General features: G+C 65.9%; 15 protein-coding genes and 1 pseudogene. 7 read left to right on the top strand and 9 right to left on the bottom strand.

Annotated features, from left to right (window positions below; all coding sequences use genetic code 11):
* Positions 1 to 86 precede the first annotated feature (86 nt).
* The gene (locus tag ACQY80_RS08650) at positions 87 to 773 is read left to right on the top strand and encodes a DUF4136 domain-containing protein (protein WP_428685574.1); all 687 of its coding nucleotides are present in this window, start codon (positions 87 to 89) and stop codon (positions 771 to 773) included.
* Between the two features lie 126 nt (positions 774 to 899).
* Here ACQY80_RS08650 and dnaA read toward each other — a convergent pair whose 3' ends face one another.
* The 3 genes from dnaA to mutM all read right to left on the bottom strand — a co-directional run bounded on the left by dnaA (position 900) and on the right by mutM (position 4,015).
* The gene (gene dnaA, locus ACQY80_RS08645; protein ID WP_428685572.1) at positions 900 to 2,261 is read right to left on the bottom strand and encodes a chromosomal replication initiator protein DnaA; all 1,362 of its coding nucleotides are present in this window, start codon (positions 2,259 to 2,261) and stop codon (positions 900 to 902) included.
* Between the two features lie 498 nt (positions 2,262 to 2,759).
* Positions 2,760 to 3,023, bottom strand: a complete 264-nt coding sequence (rpsT, locus tag ACQY80_RS08640) for a 30S ribosomal protein S20 (RefSeq protein ID WP_037514171.1) — start codon at positions 3,021 to 3,023, stop codon at positions 2,760 to 2,762.
* Positions 3,024 to 3,202: 179 nt separating this feature from the next.
* Positions 3,203 to 4,015 (bottom strand): bifunctional DNA-formamidopyrimidine glycosylase/DNA-(apurinic or apyrimidinic site) lyase, encoded by an 813-nt coding sequence (mutM, locus tag ACQY80_RS08635; RefSeq protein WP_428685804.1) that lies wholly within the window; start codon positions 4,013 to 4,015, stop codon positions 3,203 to 3,205.
* Positions 4,016 to 4,110: 95 nt separating this feature from the next.
* On the opposite strand from mutM, the gene ACQY80_RS08630 reads away from it, so the two are divergent.
* From ACQY80_RS08630 to ACQY80_RS08605, 6 genes and pseudogenes are all read left to right on the top strand, one after another.
* On the top strand, positions 4,111 to 4,848 hold the full coding sequence (locus tag ACQY80_RS08630; protein ID WP_428685569.1) for a class I SAM-dependent methyltransferase: 738 nt from the start codon (positions 4,111 to 4,113) through the stop codon (positions 4,846 to 4,848).
* A complete protein-coding gene (gene ubiB, locus ACQY80_RS08625; protein ID WP_428685567.1) occupies positions 4,845 to 6,389 on the top strand; it encodes a 2-polyprenylphenol 6-hydroxylase in 1,545 nt (514 codons plus the stop codon). Before ACQY80_RS08630 ends, ubiB begins: the two co-directional genes overlap by 4 nt.
* Positions 6,390 to 6,393: 4 nt before the next feature.
* Entirely contained in the window at positions 6,394 to 7,653 is a 1,260-nt protein-coding gene (gene coaBC, locus ACQY80_RS08620) for a bifunctional phosphopantothenoylcysteine decarboxylase/phosphopantothenate--cysteine ligase CoaBC (protein WP_428685565.1), read from the top strand.
* Positions 7,619 to 8,095: pseudogene (gene dut, locus ACQY80_RS08615) on the top strand (dUTP diphosphatase); the annotation flags it as partial. The gene coaBC and the pseudogene dut, both read left to right, overlap by 35 nt.
* Before the next feature lie 102 nt (positions 8,096 to 8,197).
* A complete protein-coding gene (locus ACQY80_RS08610; protein ID WP_428685563.1) occupies positions 8,198 to 8,947 on the top strand; it encodes a HesA/MoeB/ThiF family protein in 750 nt (249 codons plus the stop codon).
* The gene (locus ACQY80_RS08605; protein WP_428685802.1) at positions 8,935 to 9,300 is read left to right on the top strand and encodes a DsrE family protein; all 366 of its coding nucleotides are present in this window, start codon (positions 8,935 to 8,937) and stop codon (positions 9,298 to 9,300) included. Before ACQY80_RS08610 ends, ACQY80_RS08605 begins: the two co-directional genes overlap by 13 nt.
* On the opposite strand, the gene ACQY80_RS08600 is transcribed toward ACQY80_RS08605, so the two are convergent.
* From ACQY80_RS08600 to ACQY80_RS08575, 6 genes are all read right to left on the bottom strand, one after another.
* Entirely contained in the window at positions 9,297 to 10,013 is a 717-nt protein-coding gene (locus ACQY80_RS08600) for a class I SAM-dependent methyltransferase (protein WP_428685800.1), read from the bottom strand. The genes ACQY80_RS08605 and ACQY80_RS08600 overlap by 4 nt on opposite strands.
* Before the next feature lie 2 nt (positions 10,014 to 10,015).
* Positions 10,016 to 11,143 carry a peptide chain release factor 2 gene (gene prfB, locus ACQY80_RS08595; protein WP_428685561.1) on the bottom strand — a complete coding sequence of 376 codons (1,128 nt, stop codon included), beginning with the start codon at positions 11,141 to 11,143 and terminating at the stop codon, positions 10,016 to 10,018.
* A 62-nt stretch (positions 11,144 to 11,205) separates the two neighbouring features.
* Positions 11,206 to 13,722 (bottom strand): penicillin-binding protein 1A, encoded by a 2,517-nt coding sequence (locus ACQY80_RS08590; protein ID WP_428685559.1) that lies wholly within the window; start codon positions 13,720 to 13,722, stop codon positions 11,206 to 11,208.
* A 60-nt stretch (positions 13,723 to 13,782) separates the two neighbouring features.
* Complete coding sequence (locus tag ACQY80_RS08585) at positions 13,783 to 14,928, bottom strand: DSD1 family PLP-dependent enzyme (protein ID WP_428685557.1); 1,146 nt, start codon at positions 14,926 to 14,928, stop codon at positions 13,783 to 13,785.
* On the bottom strand, positions 14,925 to 16,178 hold the full coding sequence (locus tag ACQY80_RS08580) for a D-arabinono-1,4-lactone oxidase (RefSeq protein ID WP_428685555.1): 1,254 nt from the start codon (positions 16,176 to 16,178) through the stop codon (positions 14,925 to 14,927). Before ACQY80_RS08580 ends, ACQY80_RS08585 begins: the two co-directional genes overlap by 4 nt.
* 55 nt (positions 16,179 to 16,233) lie before the next feature.
* Entirely contained in the window at positions 16,234 to 17,448 is a 1,215-nt protein-coding gene (locus ACQY80_RS08575) for an N-acetylmuramoyl-L-alanine amidase (RefSeq protein WP_428685553.1), read from the bottom strand.
* Positions 17,449 to 17,550: the final 102 nt, after the last annotated feature.

Raw genomic sequence — 17,550 nt, 5'->3', positions numbered from 1 at the left:
GAGTTCAACCAAGGTTAAGTCGCGGCGGCGTAGTCATGTTATCGGAGGTGCGCGCTGCGCGCCTGTCCGAATCACGGAGCATGGGTATGAGCAAGATTATTTCCCGCCGCCTGGGTCTCGCCGCAATCGCCGGCGCCGCCTTGGCACTCGCCGGCTGTGCGACCCCGTTCAAGGCGAATGTCGCGCGTTTCCAGACGCAGCTTCCCGCACCGCAGGGACAGAGCTTTGCGATCGAGGCCAGCGACCCCGCGCTGCAGGGCGGCATTGAATTCGGCCAATATGCGAACCTCGTCGCCGGCGAGCTCACGCAATATGGCTATCGTCCCGCCGCGAACGGCGAGCGCCCCGATCTGGTCGTCCGCATGGACTATGGCATCGACAAGGGGCGCGAGCGCGTCGAGTCGAGCCCCGGTTTCCGCGATCCCTGGTTCGGCGGCTTCGGTCCGTCCTATTATCGTCCGGTGATCGTCACCGGCCGCAGCGGACGCCGCTATGTCTATGGCTATCGTGATCCCTTCATGTGGGGCGGCTTCGGTCCGGGCTGGGGTTATAACGACGTGTCGAGCTACACCGTCTATACCAGCGGCCTGAACCTCCAGATCAATCGCGCCGCCGACGGCTATCGCCTGTTCGAAGGCCATGCCGAGGCGCAGTCGCGCGACAATAATCTGCAGGCGATCGTGCCGAATCTGGTCGAAGCGATGTTCACCGGCTTCCCCGGCAACTCGGGCGAGCGCGTCCGCATCACGGTGGCACCGCCGCCAAAGAGCTGATCCGTTTCGCAGACGCAAACAAAAGGCCCGCCCTCCGGCTAAGGAGGGCGGGCCTTTTTGTGTCCGGCGCCCCGCTGTGGGCAAGTCCGGGGACAGAACCGGGACAAGCCCGGCAAAACCTGTGGATCAGCCGTTGAGGCTCCGCCGGATCGCCGCGATTTCGGCGTCGAGTTCGCTGTCGTTGACGCGCAGCGCCTCGACCGTCCTCACCGCATGAATCACCGTCGAATGGTCACGCCCGCCAAAGCGGCGGCCGATCTCTGGATAGGAGCGCGGTGTCAGTTCCTTGGCGAGATACATCGCGACCTGCCGCGGGCGGGCAACTGCGCGAACCCGGCGCTTCGACGCCATCTCCGACTTGTCGAGGCGATAGTGAGCACAGACCGCACGCTGGATTTCGTCGATCGTGATCCGCGGACGCGCACTGCGGACATTTTCGGCCAGCCGGTCCTCGGCCAGCGCGAGGTCGACCGTCGTCCCGGTGAGCGCGGCATAGGCGAGCAGCTTGTTGAGCGCGCCTTCGAGCTCGCGGATGTTGCGCGTGAAATGCTTGACCAGATAGGCGACCACATTGTCGGGCACCTCGACCATCGGCATCGCGGCAAGCCGCTGGCGGATGATGCGTTCGCGCAGATCATCCTCGGGTGCCTCGATATCGGCGACAAGCCCGCCTGACAGGCGCGACAGCAGCCGTGCCTCGACCCCGTCGAGCATCGCCGGCGGACGGTCGGCGGTGACGACGAGGCGCTTGCCCGCGGTCATCAGGTCGTCGATCGTGTGGAGCAGTTCTTCCTGCGTCGAATTCTTGCCGATCACGAACTGCAGATCGTCGAGCAGCAGCAGGTCGGCAGCGCGCAGACGCGCCTTGAACGCCATCATGTCGCCGCCGCGCATTGCGCCGACGAACTCGAGCATGAATTTTTCGGCCGACATCAGGATGATATTCGCGGTCGGGTGCGCCTTTGCATAATCCTGCGCGATCGCCTGCAGCAGGTGCGTCTTGCCCTGCCCGGTGCCCGAGCAGAGGTAGAGCGGGTTGAACTGCGGCGCCTCGACCATCGCCATGCGGCGCGCGGCGTTGGCGGCAAGGATGTTGCTGCGCGCGACGACGAAACGCTCGAACGACAGACGCGGATCGAAACCGAGCAGCGCAGGATTGGCAGCGGGCGCCGCCGGCGCTTCGAACACCGGCAGCGGCTGCGCCGACAGTGCCGATGCGCGGTCGGTCGCCGCGGCACCGCCACGCACGGTCACGCTGCGGATTGCGGGCAGATGCTGGCGCCAGGCGAGCTCGAGCCGATCACCGAAGCGCTCGTTGATCCAGTTCGCAGAAAAACGGCTCGCGGTCTCGAGCGTCACGACGCCCGACAGCGCGCAATAATCGGCAAAGCGGACGGGCTTCAGCCAATGGTCGAAGGTGCGCGCGCCAAGGTCGCGACGGAGCCCTTCGGCGACGCGCGGCCAGAGCGCAGCGGCATCGCCACTCACAACCCTGTTCCTTGCATCCAAATCATGCCGATCCCCGCTTTGCATCACGCCGTGTCGCCCCCTGAAGCCCCCACCGCCGGATCCTTCGCGCAGCCAGCTCACACGCCGACCCGTCGAGCCTGCGCATAGGCACAAGCATCCTGTCCCGGACAACAGTCCGAAAAAGTGCGAATCATGTCGATGTGGCGGCCGACGGCGAAGGCCGACGACACCCCTGTCTAGGCAGGGGGCGCCGAGTCGATCAAGACCGGCGCATGTAAAAATACTGAAATAAAAATCTTGACTCGCAGAGCGTGACGGAATCGCGTCAAAACCGGTATTTTCCTATATATTTCAATATCTTATTTGTGACGTCATTTGTGACGGCAGCGAATCGTGCTAATTCCGTCACTTACCGCGCTGCAACACTATTGCCATCGGCTCGTCACAATCTAGGACGCAAAAAAAGACCCGCTGGCGGCGCGCCAGCGGGTCTTTTTTGTGTCCTTTCAGGACAGATCAGGCGATCGCGTTCACGCTCTTGGTCAGGCGCGAGAATTTGCGGGCCACGGTGTTCTTGTGGAGCACGCCCTTGGCAACGCCGCGTGCCATTTCGGGCTGCGCTGCCTTCAGCGCGGTCGCGGCCGCGTCCTTGTCGCCAGCGGCGACGGCGTTCTCGACCTTCTTCACCAGCGTGCGAATGCGCGAAACGCGATTCTTGTTCACGACGGTGCGCGCGGTGTTGCGGCGGATGCGCTTCTTTGCCTGCGGCGTATTGGCCATAAATTCCTCTAGTCTTTCAAACGGTCTACATGGTCGGAGCACAGCCTCAACGGAGCAGCCGAATCGCGCTCAAAGCAGCGAATCAATGTCCGGATGTGGCCGGTTCCGGACGCCCGGACCCTGCTCGAAGGGTGCGCGCATAGCCAGATTGATGCCTCCGGTCAACCAGGAAACCGCCCCTAACGCTGGCATTTCGGGCAGTAAAAGGTCGAACGGCCGCTCTGTACCACGCGCACGATCGTCCCGCCGCATTCGCAACGCTCGCCCTCGCGGCCATAGACGCGCCAGTCTTTCGCGAAATAGCCAAGGTCGCCTTCGGGGCTCAGGAAATCGCGCAGGGTCGAGCCTCCGACCGCGATCGCCGCGATCAGGACCTCCTTGATCGCCGGGACGAGCGCCGCGAGTTTCGCCCTGGATACATCGGCAGCGGGCTTCAGCGGCGAGATCTTGGCCATGTTGAGCGCCTCGCAGACATAGATGTTGCCGAGGCCCGCGACGACGGTCTGGTCGAGCAGCATGGCCTTGATCGGCGCGCGCCGCCCGGCGAGCGCCTTGGACAGATACGCGGCGTCGAATTCGTCCGACAGCGGCTCCGGGCCAAGCGTCACGAACGCCGGGAACAGCGCCAGCGGATCGCCGCTCACCAGATCGACCGATCCGAATCGCCGCGGATCGTGGAGGAACAACCGGTGCCCCGCCCCGGTTTCGAGAAGCAGATGGTCGTGCTTGCCCGCCTCGCCGCCCTCGGTGCGCCAGCGCCCCGACATCCCGAGGTGAAAGATCATATGATCGTCGCGGTCGGTCGAGATGACACCATATTTGGCACGGCGCGAAAGACCTATGACCGTCGCGCCGGTCAGCCGCTGGGCAAGATCGGCCGGGAAGGGCCGCCGCAGATCGGGACGAAATGTGGTGACCGCCATCAGCCTTTGCCCTTCGAGGAAAGGGGCAAGGCCGCGAACGGTGGTTTCGACTTCGGGCAATTCGGGCATATCGCCTGTCGGGCTACGCGCCATTTGCCTGCACGGCAAGGCCCGGCTAAAGGCCGACGCAACACACCTTCTCCCCCGCAAAAGGCGCGCGCTCCATGGCCACTCCCGACACCGTCAGCTTCGGTTACGAACAGGTTCCGACTGGCGAGAAGACCGCGATGGTCGGCGAAGTGTTCAGCCGCGTCGCGCGCAAATATGACATCATGAACGACGCGATGTCGGGCGGCATGCACCGCCTCTGGAAAGACCGCTTCGTCCGCCGCGTGAAGCCGCGCGAGGGCGAGGCGATCCTCGACATGGCGGGCGGCACCGGCGACATAGCCTTTCGCATGGAGAAGAGCGGCGCGCGCATCACCGTCGCCGACATCAACCCCGACATGCTGGGGGTCGGTGTCGAACGCGCGGCGGAACGCGGGATCGACAGCCTCGTCTGGTCCGAGCAGAATGCCGAGACGCTGAGCTTTCCCGACCAGTTTTTCGATGCCTATACGATCGCCTTCGGCATCCGCAACGTCACCGACATCCCCGCCGCGCTGAAGGAAGCGCACCGCGTGCTGCGCTATGGCGGGCGTTTCTTCTGCCTCGAATTCTCGACCAATGAATGGCCGGGTTTCGCGCAGGTCTATGACGCCTATTCGCACCGCCTCGTCCCCAAGCTTGGCAAGCTGATCGCCGATGATGAGGACAGCTATCGCTACCTCATCGAATCGATCCGCCGTTTCCCGCCGATGCCCAAATTCGCGCAGATGATCCGCGAGGCCGGCTTCACCGCGGTGAAGGTCGAACCGATCATGGGCGGCCTCGTCGCGATCCACAGCGGGTGGAAAGCTTGACCCGACCCGTCACCCATATTGCCCGCCTGCTGAAATGGGGCCGTATCCTCGCGCGCCACGGGGCGCTGCGCGGGATCGAGACGGCGCCGCAAACGCCGCCGGGGGTGAAGCGCCTTTGCCGCATCGCACGGCTCGGCACGATCCAGCCGAAGGTGCCGGACTATGCCGCCGCCTTTCAGGCTATCGGCCCAGCCGCGGTGAAGCTCGGCCAGACGCTCGCGACGCGCCCCGACCTTGTCGGCGAGGACGCCGCGCGCAACCTGCTGACGTTGCAGGATGCGCTGGCACCAGTGCCGTTCGAGCGGATCCGGCAAGAGATCGAGGCAACCTTCGAGGTTCCGCTCGAAAGCCTTTACAGCGAATTCGACCCCGAACCCGTCGGCTCGGCATCGATCGCGCAGGTCCACCGCGCGGTCACGACCGACGGCCGCCAGGTCGCGGTCAAAGTCCGCCGCCCCGGCATCGACAAGCAGTTCGCGCGCGATATCGACACCTATGAGTGGGCGGCGGCGCATCTCGAGGCATTCGGCGGCGAAGCGACACGGTTGCGCCCGCGCGAAGTCATTGCCAATTTCCGCCGCTGGACCTTGCGCGAACTCGACCTTCGCCGCGAGGCGGCCTCGGCATCCGAACTGCGCGACGCGATGGTCGGCGTTCCGACCTATGAAGTCCCGGCGATCGACTGGGACCGCACCGCGAACCGCGTGATGACGCTCGACTGGATCGACGGGATCAAGATTTCGCGACGCGACCAGCTGATCGCCGCCGGGCACGACATGGAGACCTTGTCGGCGAACCTCGTCAACGCCTTCCTGCGGCAGGCAATCGCCGAGGGATTCTTCCACGCCGACATGCATCAGGGCAATTTGTTCGTGAAGGCCGACGGGACGATCGCCGCGGTCGATTTCGGGATCATGGGCCGCATCAACCGGCAGGCGCGCTACTGGCTCGCCGAGATCCTCTACGGCCTGACCACCGGCAATTACCGCCGCGTCGCCGAAATTCATTTCGAGGCGCAATATGTCCCCGACTATCACAGTGTCGAGGAATTCGCGACGGCGCTCCGCGCGGTCGGCGAGCCGATGCGCGGCAAGCCGGTGAGCGAGCTCAGCGTCGGTCAGATGCTCGACGGGCTGTTCGCGATCACGCGCGATTTCGACATGCAGACGCAGCCGCACCTCCTCCTTCTCCAGAAAACGATGGTGATGGTCGAGGGCGTTGCGACGATGCTCGATCCGAAGATCAATATGTGGGACGTGTCGGGCCCGTTCGTCAGCGAATGGATCCGCGACGAACTCGGCCCCGAGGCTGCGCTCGCCGATGGTCTGCGCGAACAGGGCAAGACGCTCGCGTTGGTCCCCGACATCATCCGCCGCCTCGACGCGCAATTGCCGAAGAAAGGCGCCGCCCCGCCCGCACCGCCGCTGCCAGAGATCTCGCTGATGTGGGAAAAGGGCGAGAGGCGAATCTGGTGGCGCTATGCCCTGACGGCGCTGATTGGCGCAGCGGCTGGCGCCGCGGTCTTGCAATGGCTAGGTTAGCCCTATGACCGCACCCCGCATCCTGCTCATCATCGGCGGCGGAATTGCCGCCTACAAGAGCATCGAGCTCGTCCGCCTGCTCCGCAAGGCGGGCTATGTCGTGCGTTGTGTCCTGACGCGCTCGGGCGAGCAGTTCGTGACCCCGCTGACGCTCGCCGCGCTCAGCGAAAATAAAGTATATACAAATCTTTTCGACCTGAAGGACGAGGTCGAAATGGGCCATATCCAGCTGAGCCGCGAGGCCGACCTGGTCGTCGTCGCGCCGGCGACCGCTGACCTGCTCGCGAAGATGGCGGCGGGCATCGCGGATGACATGGCGACGACGCTTTTGCTCGCGACCGACAAGCCCGTGCTCGCGGCGCCGGCGATGAACGTCCGCATGTGGCTCCACGCGGCGACGCAGCGCAACGTCGCCACGCTGCGCGGCGACGGCGTCACCGTAATGGAGCCCGACGAAGGCGAGATGGCGTGCGGCGAATATGGTCCGGGCCGCCTGCCCGAACCCGCGGCGATCAAGGACGCAATCGACAGGGCGCTCGCGAATGCGCCCGCGCCGCTCCCGCTGACGGGCCAGCCAGATTTCGCACCCGCAAACCACCGCCCGCTCTTCGGCCGCCGCATCCTGATCACCGCGGGCCCGACGCACGAGCCGATCGATCCGGTGCGCTACATCGCCAACCGGTCGAGCGGCAAACAGGGCTTTGCGATCGCCGCCGCCGCTGCCGAAGCGGGGGCCGAGGTGCTGCTCGTCGCCGGCCCCGTACCGCTGCCCACGCCGCCGGGCGTGATCCGGGTCGATGTCGAAACCGCGCGCGAGATGGCGGCCGAGGTCGAAGCCGGCCTGCCGGTCGATGCCGCGATCATGGTCGCCGCCGTTGCCGACTGGCGTGCCGCCGATACGGCGACGCAGAAGATCAAGAAGGACGGCAGCGGGGCGGTCCCGCCGCTCGCGCTTGCCGAGAACCCCGACATCCTTGCCAGCGTCGCGAAGAGCCCGCAGCGTCCTCCGCTGCTGATCGGCTTCGCCGCCGAGACCAACGACATCATCGCGCATGCCGAAGCGAAGCTTGCGCGAAAGGGATGCGACTGGATCGTCGCCAACGACGTGTCCGCCGACCCGATGGGCGGCGAGACGAACCGCGTGCATATCGTTAGCAAAGCGGGCGTAGACAGCTGGGACCGGCTACCCAAAAGCGCCGTTGCCCGCAAATTGATGGAAAAGATCGCCGATGAGCTCGAAATCCGTGCACCCGTCCAAAAATGATCCCGGCACCCCGATTGAAATCGCGATCCAGCGCCTGCCAAACGGCGGCGGCCTGCCCCTGCCCGCCTATGCGAGCGACGGCGCGGCGGGGATGGACGTCGTCGCGGCCGAGACGCTGACCCTGCGGCCCGGCGCGCGGCACGCCGTCGCGACCGGCTTCGCGATGGCGATCCCGCCTGGATATGAGGTGCAGGTCCGCCCGCGCTCGGGCCTCGCGCTGAAGCATGGCATCACCTGCCTCAACACGCCCGGCACGATCGACAGCGACTATCGCGGCGAGGTGAAGGTCATTCTCGCCAACCTGTCCGAGGATAATTTCGAGATCGCACGCGGCGACCGCATCGCCCAGATCGTCCCCGCCCCCGTCCAGCGCGCCACCTTCGCCGAGGTCGAGACGCTCAACGAAACCGCGCGCGGCGCGGGCGGCTTCGGTTCGACCGGGATCGCAAGCGCCGGCAGCGAAGAGGAAATCGAAGACGACAACATCCCCGAGAATGTCGGCTCGCTGTCGGCGATGAAGATCCGCCAGCCGGGCGAATAGCCCTTGCTCAGCGACGCCGAACTCGACCGCTACGCGCGCCAGATCATTCTGCCCGCCTTTGGCGGCGCGGGGCAAGCGAAGCTGAGGGCTGCGCATGTCGCGATTATCGGCGCGGGCGGGATCGGGTGCCCGGCGATCACCTATCTCGCCGCTGCGGGTGTCGGCAGACTGACGATCATCGACGGTGATGTCGTCGAGCTGTCGAACCTGCAGCGCCAGCCGCTGTTCACCGACGCCGACATCGGGGCGCCAAAGGCACGCGTCGCCGCCGACGCCGCGCGTCGTATCAATCCGCATGTCGAGGCGATCACGGTCGCGCAGCGAATCGACACCGGCAATGCCGAAGCGCTGCTGGCGGGCGCGAGCCTGATCCTCGACGGCTGCGACAATTTCGAAACGCGGCTTACGGTCAATCGCGCTGCCGTCGCGTTGAAAATCCCGCTGCTCTCCGCCGCGATCGGGGCGTTCGAGGGACAGGTTGCGCTCTACGAGGGATGGCGCGCGGGTGCCCCCTGCTATGCCTGCCTCGTCGGCGACGATCCCGACCGCCCCGGTATCAACTGTGCCGAGCAGGGCGTGATAGGCGCGCTCGCGGGGATGATCGGTACGATGGCGGCGCTCGAGGCGACACGCGCGCTGACCGGTTGGGGCCAGCCACTCACCGGCAAGCTCGCGATCGTCGACATGCTCGATCGCCGCTGGCGCGAGGTTGCCGTCGCCAAGGATCCGGAGTGTCCGATATGCCGGGGCTGAGCATCATCGTCGCATCGGCCGACGGCGCGCGCTTCTATGCCGCGCTCGAAGCGGCGGCCGCCGCCGCTGCGCTGAGCCATCCGGCGCGCCTGTTCCTGCAAGGCGAAGCGGCGGCGCTGCTCCGCGTGCCGGTGTCGTTCGACGGCGATCCCGCGCGCCGCGCCGCTGGGCAACCCGACCTCGTCTCATTGATCGCCGAGGCGATGGCGATGGATGTGCGACTGATCGTCTGCCAGACCGGCATGGCGCTCGTGGGCATGACCGCGAACGAACTGGTGCCGCAGGTGCGCGCCGGGGGCCTGGTCAGCTTCCTCGCCGACGTCGGCCCCGACGACCGACTCCTCACCTATTAGGGGTTCTTGCAGACCGTAATGGCTTCGGGCTTCGGGCGTTTGCCGTCGGGCACGAAGCGCGCGAGATAGCCGCCGGCGTGCGCCTTGTCGTCATAGGAGACGAGCTTGTAGCCGACCGCTTCGAACTCGCAGACGAGCAGACGGAAGGGCGTGCCATGCTGCGCGATCGGGCGGTCGCCATCGACGACGATCACCTGCCCGCCTGCGCGGAGCGCCGGACGGAGCCGCCACAGGAAGGCGTAGGGCTCGCCGATCTCGTGATACATATGGACCATGAACACGCGGTCGAAGCTGTTCGCGGGAAGCCGCGGATCGTCGATCGCGCCAAGCTTCAGCGAAACATTGTCGAGCCGCTCGCGCGCGACGCGGTCGGCGAGCCGCTCGATCACCTCGGGCTGGATGTCCTGTGCCAGCACACGGCCCGACGTGCCGACGCGCGGAGCCAGACGCACAGTGTAATAGCCGTCGCCCGCGCCGATGTCGGCGACCGTCATGCCCGCGTGGACGTCGGCCGAATCCATGATGTCTTCGGCCTCGTTGACGCGATCGCGCGCTTCCTCGGTCGACCATTTGGTCGAGGTTATCGGCGCGACGGGACGGTCGGCGGGCGGAAATTCGCGCGCGGTCTCGGGCCGGTCGCTGTCCTCGCTCCACGGGCTATCGCAGCCGCCAAGCAGCGGCATGAAGGCCAGCGCCACAAGGACGCCGCGCATCATCAATCGATGTCCTCCACCTCGACCTTTTCGCCCGTCACCTTCTGCGACAGCGCCGCCGCCATGAAGGGATCGAGCGCGCCGTCGAGCACATCGCCGGGCGCGGTCGAGGTTACGCCGGTGCGCAGATCCTTCACCAGCTGATAGGGCTGGAGAACGTAGGAGCGGATCTGATGGCCCCAGCCGATCTCGGTCTTGGCCTGATATTCGCCCGACGCCGCGGCTTCGCGCTTCTGCAGCTCGGCCTCGTACATGCGCGCCTTCAGCATCCCCATCGCGGTCGCGCGGTTCTTGTGCTGCGACCGGTCGTTCTGGCTCGCGACGACGATCCCGGTCGGGATGTGCGTGATGCGGACCGCCGAGTCGGTGGTGTTGACGTGCTGCCCGCCCGCGCCCGAGGCGCGATAGGTGTCGATCTTCAGGTCGCTCTCGTTGATCTCGATCTCGATATTGTCGTCGATCACCGGATAGACCCATACCGACGAGAAGCTGGTGTGGCGCCGCGCCGAGCTGTCGTAGGGCGAGATGCGGACGAGGCGGTGAACGCCGCTTTCGGTCTTGGCATAACCATAGGCATTCTCGCCCTTGACCAGCATCGTCGCCGACTTGATGCCGGCCTGATCGCCGCCCTGATATTCGACCAGCTCGACCTTGAAGCCGCGTTTTTCGGCCCAGCGGCTGTACATGCGCTGGAGCATTTCGGCCCAGTCCTGGCTTTCGGTGCCGCCCGCGCCCGCGTGAACTTCGATATAGGCGTCGTTGGCGTCGGCTTCGCCGGCCAGCAGCGCCTTGATCTTGTCCTCTTCGGCGCGCGCGGCGAGCGTGGCAAGCGAGGCGACCGCCTCGTCGGCCAGCGCCTCGTCGCCTTCCATTTCGGCGAGTTCGATCAACTCGGCCGTGTCGGCGCATTCGCGCTCGATCGAACGCGTCGCGGTAATCGCCTCGTCGAGGCGGCGGCGTTCGCGCATGACCTCCTGCGCCGCCCTGGGATTCTCCCACAGCGTCGGGTCTTCGACCTTCGCATTCAGTTCGTCGAGCCGGCGCACAGCGCGGTCCCAATCGAGGAACCGGCGCAGCAGAGCCAGCGCGGCGTTGATCGTATCGACATGATCCTGCGCTTCGGCGCGCATGGTATTGCTCCTGAAATTCGGTTGGGCACCGGCCATAAAGACTGATGCGCCATAGACAAGCGTCAGATGATGCCGCCGCGGTCGTCGAGGAAGTCGCTGTCGCTGCGACCGGTGGCACCCTTCCGGGCCGGACCGGTCGCCGCCTTAGGCGCCTTGATCGGCTTGATTTCCTCTTCGCGAATCGTCCGGCGCGGTTCGCTTTCGGGCTTGAAGGCCTCCCAGATGATCGAGGCCTTCGGATCACTGCCCGGCCAGCTGCCATAGACGCGGCGTCCCGACTGACGATCGATGCGAACCATGCGGATGCCCTTCGGCGCGGTGAACGGCACCGGCGGGGCGTCGGTCAGGGCACCAAGGAAGAAATCCTTGAAGATCGGTGCCGCAAAGCTGCCGCCCTGCGCATAGCCGCCCATGCTGCGCGGCTTGTCGAAGCCGATATAGACTCCCGCGACGACGTCGGGCGATCCGCCGACGAACCAGACGTCGTTCGGGCCGGTCGTCGTCCCCGTCTTGCCGAACAAAGGCACGCCAAGGTCGCGCAGGCGCACCGCGGTGCCGCGCTGGACCACGCCCTCAAGCATATGGACGACCTGATAGGCGGTCATCGGATCCATCAGCTGTTTGCCGGTGGGCGCGAAGCGCGGCATCGGCTTGCCGTCCCAGTCCGACATGTTGCAGCCAACGCACGCGCGCCAGTTCTTGGGGAATATCACCTTGCCGCGGCGATCCTGCGCATAGTCGATCAGACGCGGCTTCAACTCGCGGCCATGATTGGCGAGCATTGCGAAGGCGTTGGTCATCTTCTCGACCGTCGTCGATCCGGCGCCGAGCGCGGTTGACAGATAGGGTTCGTGCTTGCCGATGCCCATCGTCTGGATCGTGTCGACGATCGGTTCCATGCCGATCTGGCTCGCGGTACGCACCGTCATCAGGTTGCGCGACTGTTCGAGGCCCCAGCGCATCGTATGTTCGCCCGACCCGCCGCCGCCGCCGAAGTTGCGGAAGCATTTGTTGCCGAAGCGCGCGCCCTGATAGACGCAGAAAGGCCCGTCGACGATCATCGTCGCGGGGGTCATGCCGTTGTCGAGCGCGGTCGCATAAACGAAGGGCTTGATCGTCGAACCCGGCTGGCGTTCGGCCTGCGTCGCGCGGTTGAACGGCGACAGCTTGACGTCGAACCCGCCCTGCATCGCATAGATGCGGCCCGAATGCGGGCTCTGGACGACCATGCCGCCCGATACTTCGGGAATGTTTTTGAGCTGGTAGGTGCCCGGTGCGGTCGCCTTGACCGCGATCAGGTCGCCGGGGCGCATCGCCGAGAAAGCGCTGCCGCCGGTCTTGCGATAGCCGAGCGCGGCCGCGCCCGCAGGAAGCGTGCCGGTGTCGCCATTTGCAAAGCCGATCCGCGCCGCAGCGGCGGATTTCGAGATCACCGCAGCGACCCGCCAATTGTCATAATCGATGCCGATGAAGCTCGACGCGAGGCGGCTCTGCCACTTGTCGTCGGCCTCGATCGTCGCGATCGGGCCCGACCAGCCCTTGCCGGCGTCGTAGCGCTGGAGCCCCTTGCGCAGAGCACTCGTCGTCGCGTCCTGCATCTTGCCGTCGTACGACGTGCGGACCCACAGCCCCCCACCATAGACCGACAGCGGGCCGTCTTCGGGAGTCTCGCCGAACTGGTCGATCAGCTGGCGGCGCACCTCTTCCATATAATAGCCGCCGACCTGCGCGACCGCCTTGTTCCCCGTGTCCGACAGGCCGAGCGGCATCGCCTGCGCGGCGTCGCGCTGCGCGGCGCTGATCCAGCCGTTGCGGAACATTTCGGACAGCACGAAATTGCGCCGCGCGATCGCCTTTTCAGCATTGCGCGCGCGACCATAGGTTTCGGGCGCCTTGGGCAGGATGGCAAGAAAGGCCATTTCGTGGAGCGCGAGCTGATCGACATCCTTGTTGAAATAGGCGCGCGCCGCGGCCTGCACGCCGAAGCTGCGGCGGCCCAGCGGGATTTCGTTGAGATACAGCTCGAGGATCTGTTCCTTGGTCAGCGCCCCCTCGATGCGCTTCGCCAGAATCAGCTCGCGAATCTTGCGGGTATAGCTGAGCTCGTTGGTCAGCAGCAGGTTCTTCGCGACCTGCTGCGTGATCGTCGAGGCGCCGATCGGACGGCCGCTGTTCGTCATGTTGGTGATGATCGCGCTGGCGATACCCGGATAATCGATCCCGCCATGCTCGAAGAAGGTGCGATCTTCCGCCGCCAGATAGGCGCGGACGAGCAGCGGCGGATATTCGCTATATTCCAGCTGGACGCGCCGTTCGCGCGCATAGCTGTGAACGGGCTTGCCGTCGGCATCGCGGACCATCGTCGGCAGCGGCGGCTCGTAATCGCGAAGCTGGTCGACCGACGGCAGATTGCGGGCGAACACCGCCCAGCCGAGGATCAGCGCCAGCACCCCCGCGCCGGCCAGATAGCCGAGCCAGCGAAACCAGCGCCGCACCCACATCTCCCGGAACCAGGCGATGACGGCATTGCTGTCGCGGCGCAGTCGGTAGCGGAAGTGGGACATGGTCTCGGAAGGCATATGCCAAGAGCCTCTAAAGCCTGTGCATCGGAAAGGGAAGCGCGGTTGCGGCGGGTCGCGCTATCTTGCACGGCCCCGCGCGCTGACCGGCCAGATCGCGGCGAGCGTATCGCCCTCGACAACATGATAATGGTCGTAGAGGTTCACCGTCGGGTCACAGTGCGGGACCGTCAGCGTCACCGGATCGCCCGGCGCGAGCTGCTTGCCGATGTCGGGCGATATCAACGCCGAATGCTCGTCGCCCATGAAGGCAAAGAAGGCGGTTTCGGGGGCACCGCGCCGGACGACGGCAATCCCGCCGTCGGTCGAGAGCGACTTGAACCCCGCGTCGATCGTCACCAGCCCCGAATGATTGGCGCTGACGACGCGCGCATCGACACCCAGTGCGGTTTCGAACGGACCATCGCCCTCGCCCGTCAGGTCGCAATCGAGATATTGCTTGTCCATGAAGACATAGGAGCCCGCCTGCAGCTCGGTGAAAACGCCGAGATCAAGGTCGATCCGGTGCGTGCCGGTGCCCGATCCGGTGACGATTTCGGGCGAGAATCCGGTGTCCGCCAACGCCGCGATCACGCTCTTCAGATAGTCGGTGCGTTCGATGATCGCAGCGCGCCGTTCGGCATAAGCCTCGATATGCTGCTGCGACCCGCAATAGAATTGCACGCCGCGCAGCGTCAGATTGGGCAACGCCGCAATCGCCTGCGCCAGTGCAACCGCGGCCTCGGCCGAGGCGACCCCGGTGCGCGCGATGCCCGGATCGATATCGATGATGACGTCGAGCGTCGCGCCTTCGGCCGCCAGCGCGACATTGATCCGTTCGGCAACCGCGGAGTGATCGATCGTCGCCATCAGCCCCTTCGCGCGCTTTGCGAGGCTCGCGAGCCGCTCAATCGCGCGCGGCGCCGCGACCGGCGAGGTGATGAGGATGCCGTTGACCCCGCCATCGGCCAGCGCTTCGGCCTCGCCGATCTTCGCGCAGCAGACGCCGAGCGCACCCGCAACAATCTGGCGCTTGGCGATATCGACACTTTTGTGGGTCTTCGCATGCGGGCGAAGGCCGATGCCGGCCTCCCGAGCCAAATTCGCCATCGCCGCGATATTGCGGTCGAGCGCCTCCAGATCGAGCACCAGCACCGGCGTGTTAAGGTCGGCGCGCGAGCCCTGCCGGCCGACCAGATGCGCGTGCAGGGTCAGATCGTCGCTCATGAAAAGAGAGCCTCCAGATGGGGGTTGAGAAATTTGCCCTGCGGGTCCTCGGCGCGGCGCACGCTACGATAGCGCTCGGCCATCGGATAGAGCGTATCGACATCATCGCGGGTGAGCGTGTGGCGCTTCGCCCAGTGCGGCCGCCCCCCAAAGCTGCGGAAGATGGCCTCGGCGACGGCGAAGTGGCCGGCCCACGGCATCCTCGCATATTGGTGCATCGAAATCGCGGCGACGGGACCGGCGTTCATCGGGCTCATCCAGATATCGTCGGCGGCGACGGTTCGATATTCGAACGGAAAAGTAACCGGCAGCCGCTTCTTGCGGATCCAGCCGACGACATCCGAAAGCGCGTCCAGCCCGGCCGCGCGCGGCAGCTCATATTCCATTTCCTCGAAGCGGATCGTGCGGTCGGACGGAAAGACGGCGTGCGCCGGCCCGCGGCGATGGCCGTCGAAGCGCGTCTTCATCATCGCGCGCTGCAGCCAGGGCGTCAAGAAGGGCAGCCGCACCGCGACATCTAGAACCCGGCGAAAACTCGTTTCCTCCATATCGGTCGTCGATGGCGGCGGGTCGCACGGATCGCAAGGTTCGAGCGTCTTGAGGATCACATGATCAGCGTGCGGAAAGAGCCAGAATTCGATGTGGCGATGCTGCCCGGCCCATTCATCATAGCCTTCGCGCACCTCGCCCCAGCGGCGCTTCTCGATCCGTTCGGTCAGGTGAAAGGCCGGGACGACGGCAACCTCGATCCCGGTCGCAATGCCGAACATCCCGAGCGACAGCCGCTGCGCCTGATAAAGATCGGGTTCGGTCGTTTCATTGCACCAGTGCGCGTCGCCGTCGGCGCCGATCAGCCGAAAACCGCGCGCCATTGTCGACAGCGAGCCGAGGCCGACGCCGGTGCCATGCGTCCCCGTCGCCATCGCGCCAGCGAGGGACTGCGGATTGACATCGCCCTGATTGGCGAGCGCCAGCCCCTCGGCCCACAGCGAGGCGGTCAGCTTCTTGATGCTCCAGCCCGCAGGAATGCGTGCCGTCTTCCGATCGGCAGCGATCACCATTTCGCCTGCCAGCCGGTCGAGACCCATAATCAGTTCGTCGGACTGACAAAGCGGCATGAAACTGTGCCCGGCGCCCGTCGCGCGAACCTTGGCGGCCCTCCGGATCAGCGCCGCGAGTTCGTCCTCGCTTTGCGGCCTCGCTATATCGGCGGGCGCGGTGACGCTGCCCGACCAGTTGCTCCACGCCATGCGCCTCTCCCGTCACCGGCACGCTGTCGGCGACGCAAGGGCTGGTCAAGCCGATTTAGCGCGCGACCGCCGCGATCTGACGCGCGAAATGGATCTGCACCGCGTCGCGAACGCCGCGTGCGACCTTCTTCTGCCCGGCCGCCGACGCGAGAAATTCGGCATCGTCCTTGTTCGAAATGAAGCCCGTCTCGAACAGGATCGACGGCGTGTCGGGCGCCTTCAGCACCACGAACGAGGCGAAGCGGTGCGCGCTGGTGCGAAATTTGACCGCGCTTGCGGCCTCGCGCTGGAGCAGGCGGGCAAAGTCAGACGCGACGTTCATCGTCTCGCGCTGCGTCAGGTCGAGCAGGATCGACGACACCTCGCTGCTGTGCGCGCCAAGATCGACGCCATTGATGATGTTCGCCTTGTTCTCGCGCGCCGCTAGCCGCGCCGCTTCGCGGTCGGATGCGACTTCGGACAGCGTATAGACCGATGCACCGTTCGCCTGCTCATTCTCGGCCGCGTCGGCGTGGATCGAGATGAAGAGGTCGGCCTTCATCCGCCGTGCGATCCCGAAGCGCTCCTCGAGCACCAGAAAGCGGTCGTCGGAGCGCGTCAGGGCGACGCGGACCCGGCCGCTCGCGACCAGATCGTCCCGGATCGCGCGGGCAAGCGCCAGTGTGATATCCTTTTCGCGCTTGCCGCTGTGCGGGCTGATCGCGCCGGGATCGTGCCCGCCGTGCCCGGCATCGATCACGACGAGCGGCAGGCGCGGATTGTTCGGCCCCTGAATCGCGGGCAGCGGCAGCGCGGGCTTCGGTTTGCCGATCGGCACGGTGACGCTGTAGCGTTTGCCCGGCGGTTTCGCGCGGAATTGGGCGGGCGGCTGCAATTCGGCGCGCGGACCACGCGCGGCGCGTTCGAACTCGCTCGCCGAGACCGGGCGGAGGCGAAAGCTCAGGCTGCGGCCGTCGGCGGCGAAGCGCGCGTCGGACAGGATCACCGGCTGCACAAGGTCGAGCACCACGCGTGCCGTGTCGGCGTTCGGCTGCCCTTGGCGAACCGCGCGAACAAGTCCCGATCCTTCACGCGCGGCGCCCGCCTCGGCGCCCGAAATGTCGAGCGCGATCCGGTCCGGACCGGCGAGGATGAAGGTCGAGGCGCCGACGACGAGATCGTCGAAGCGCAGCGTCACCTCGTCGTTGCCGATTTCGACCGCGCGGATCGTTCCGGCGAACGCGGTCGCCGGATGAAAGACCATCGCGAGAAGGACGAAGAGGAGGCCCATGGCGCTTCTATGCCGCCGCGGCCGATCAATGGTCCAGCGCTTATTCGAAAACATGAGCACCCCGGCCGCACAACAAGATGAACCATGTGTTAGCCACAGTGC

Source organism: Sphingopyxis sp., from assembly GCF_965279755.1.
Taxonomy (GTDB): domain Bacteria; phylum Pseudomonadota; class Alphaproteobacteria; order Sphingomonadales; family Sphingomonadaceae; genus Sphingopyxis.
This window is presented reverse-complemented; position numbering and strand designations above follow the sequence as displayed.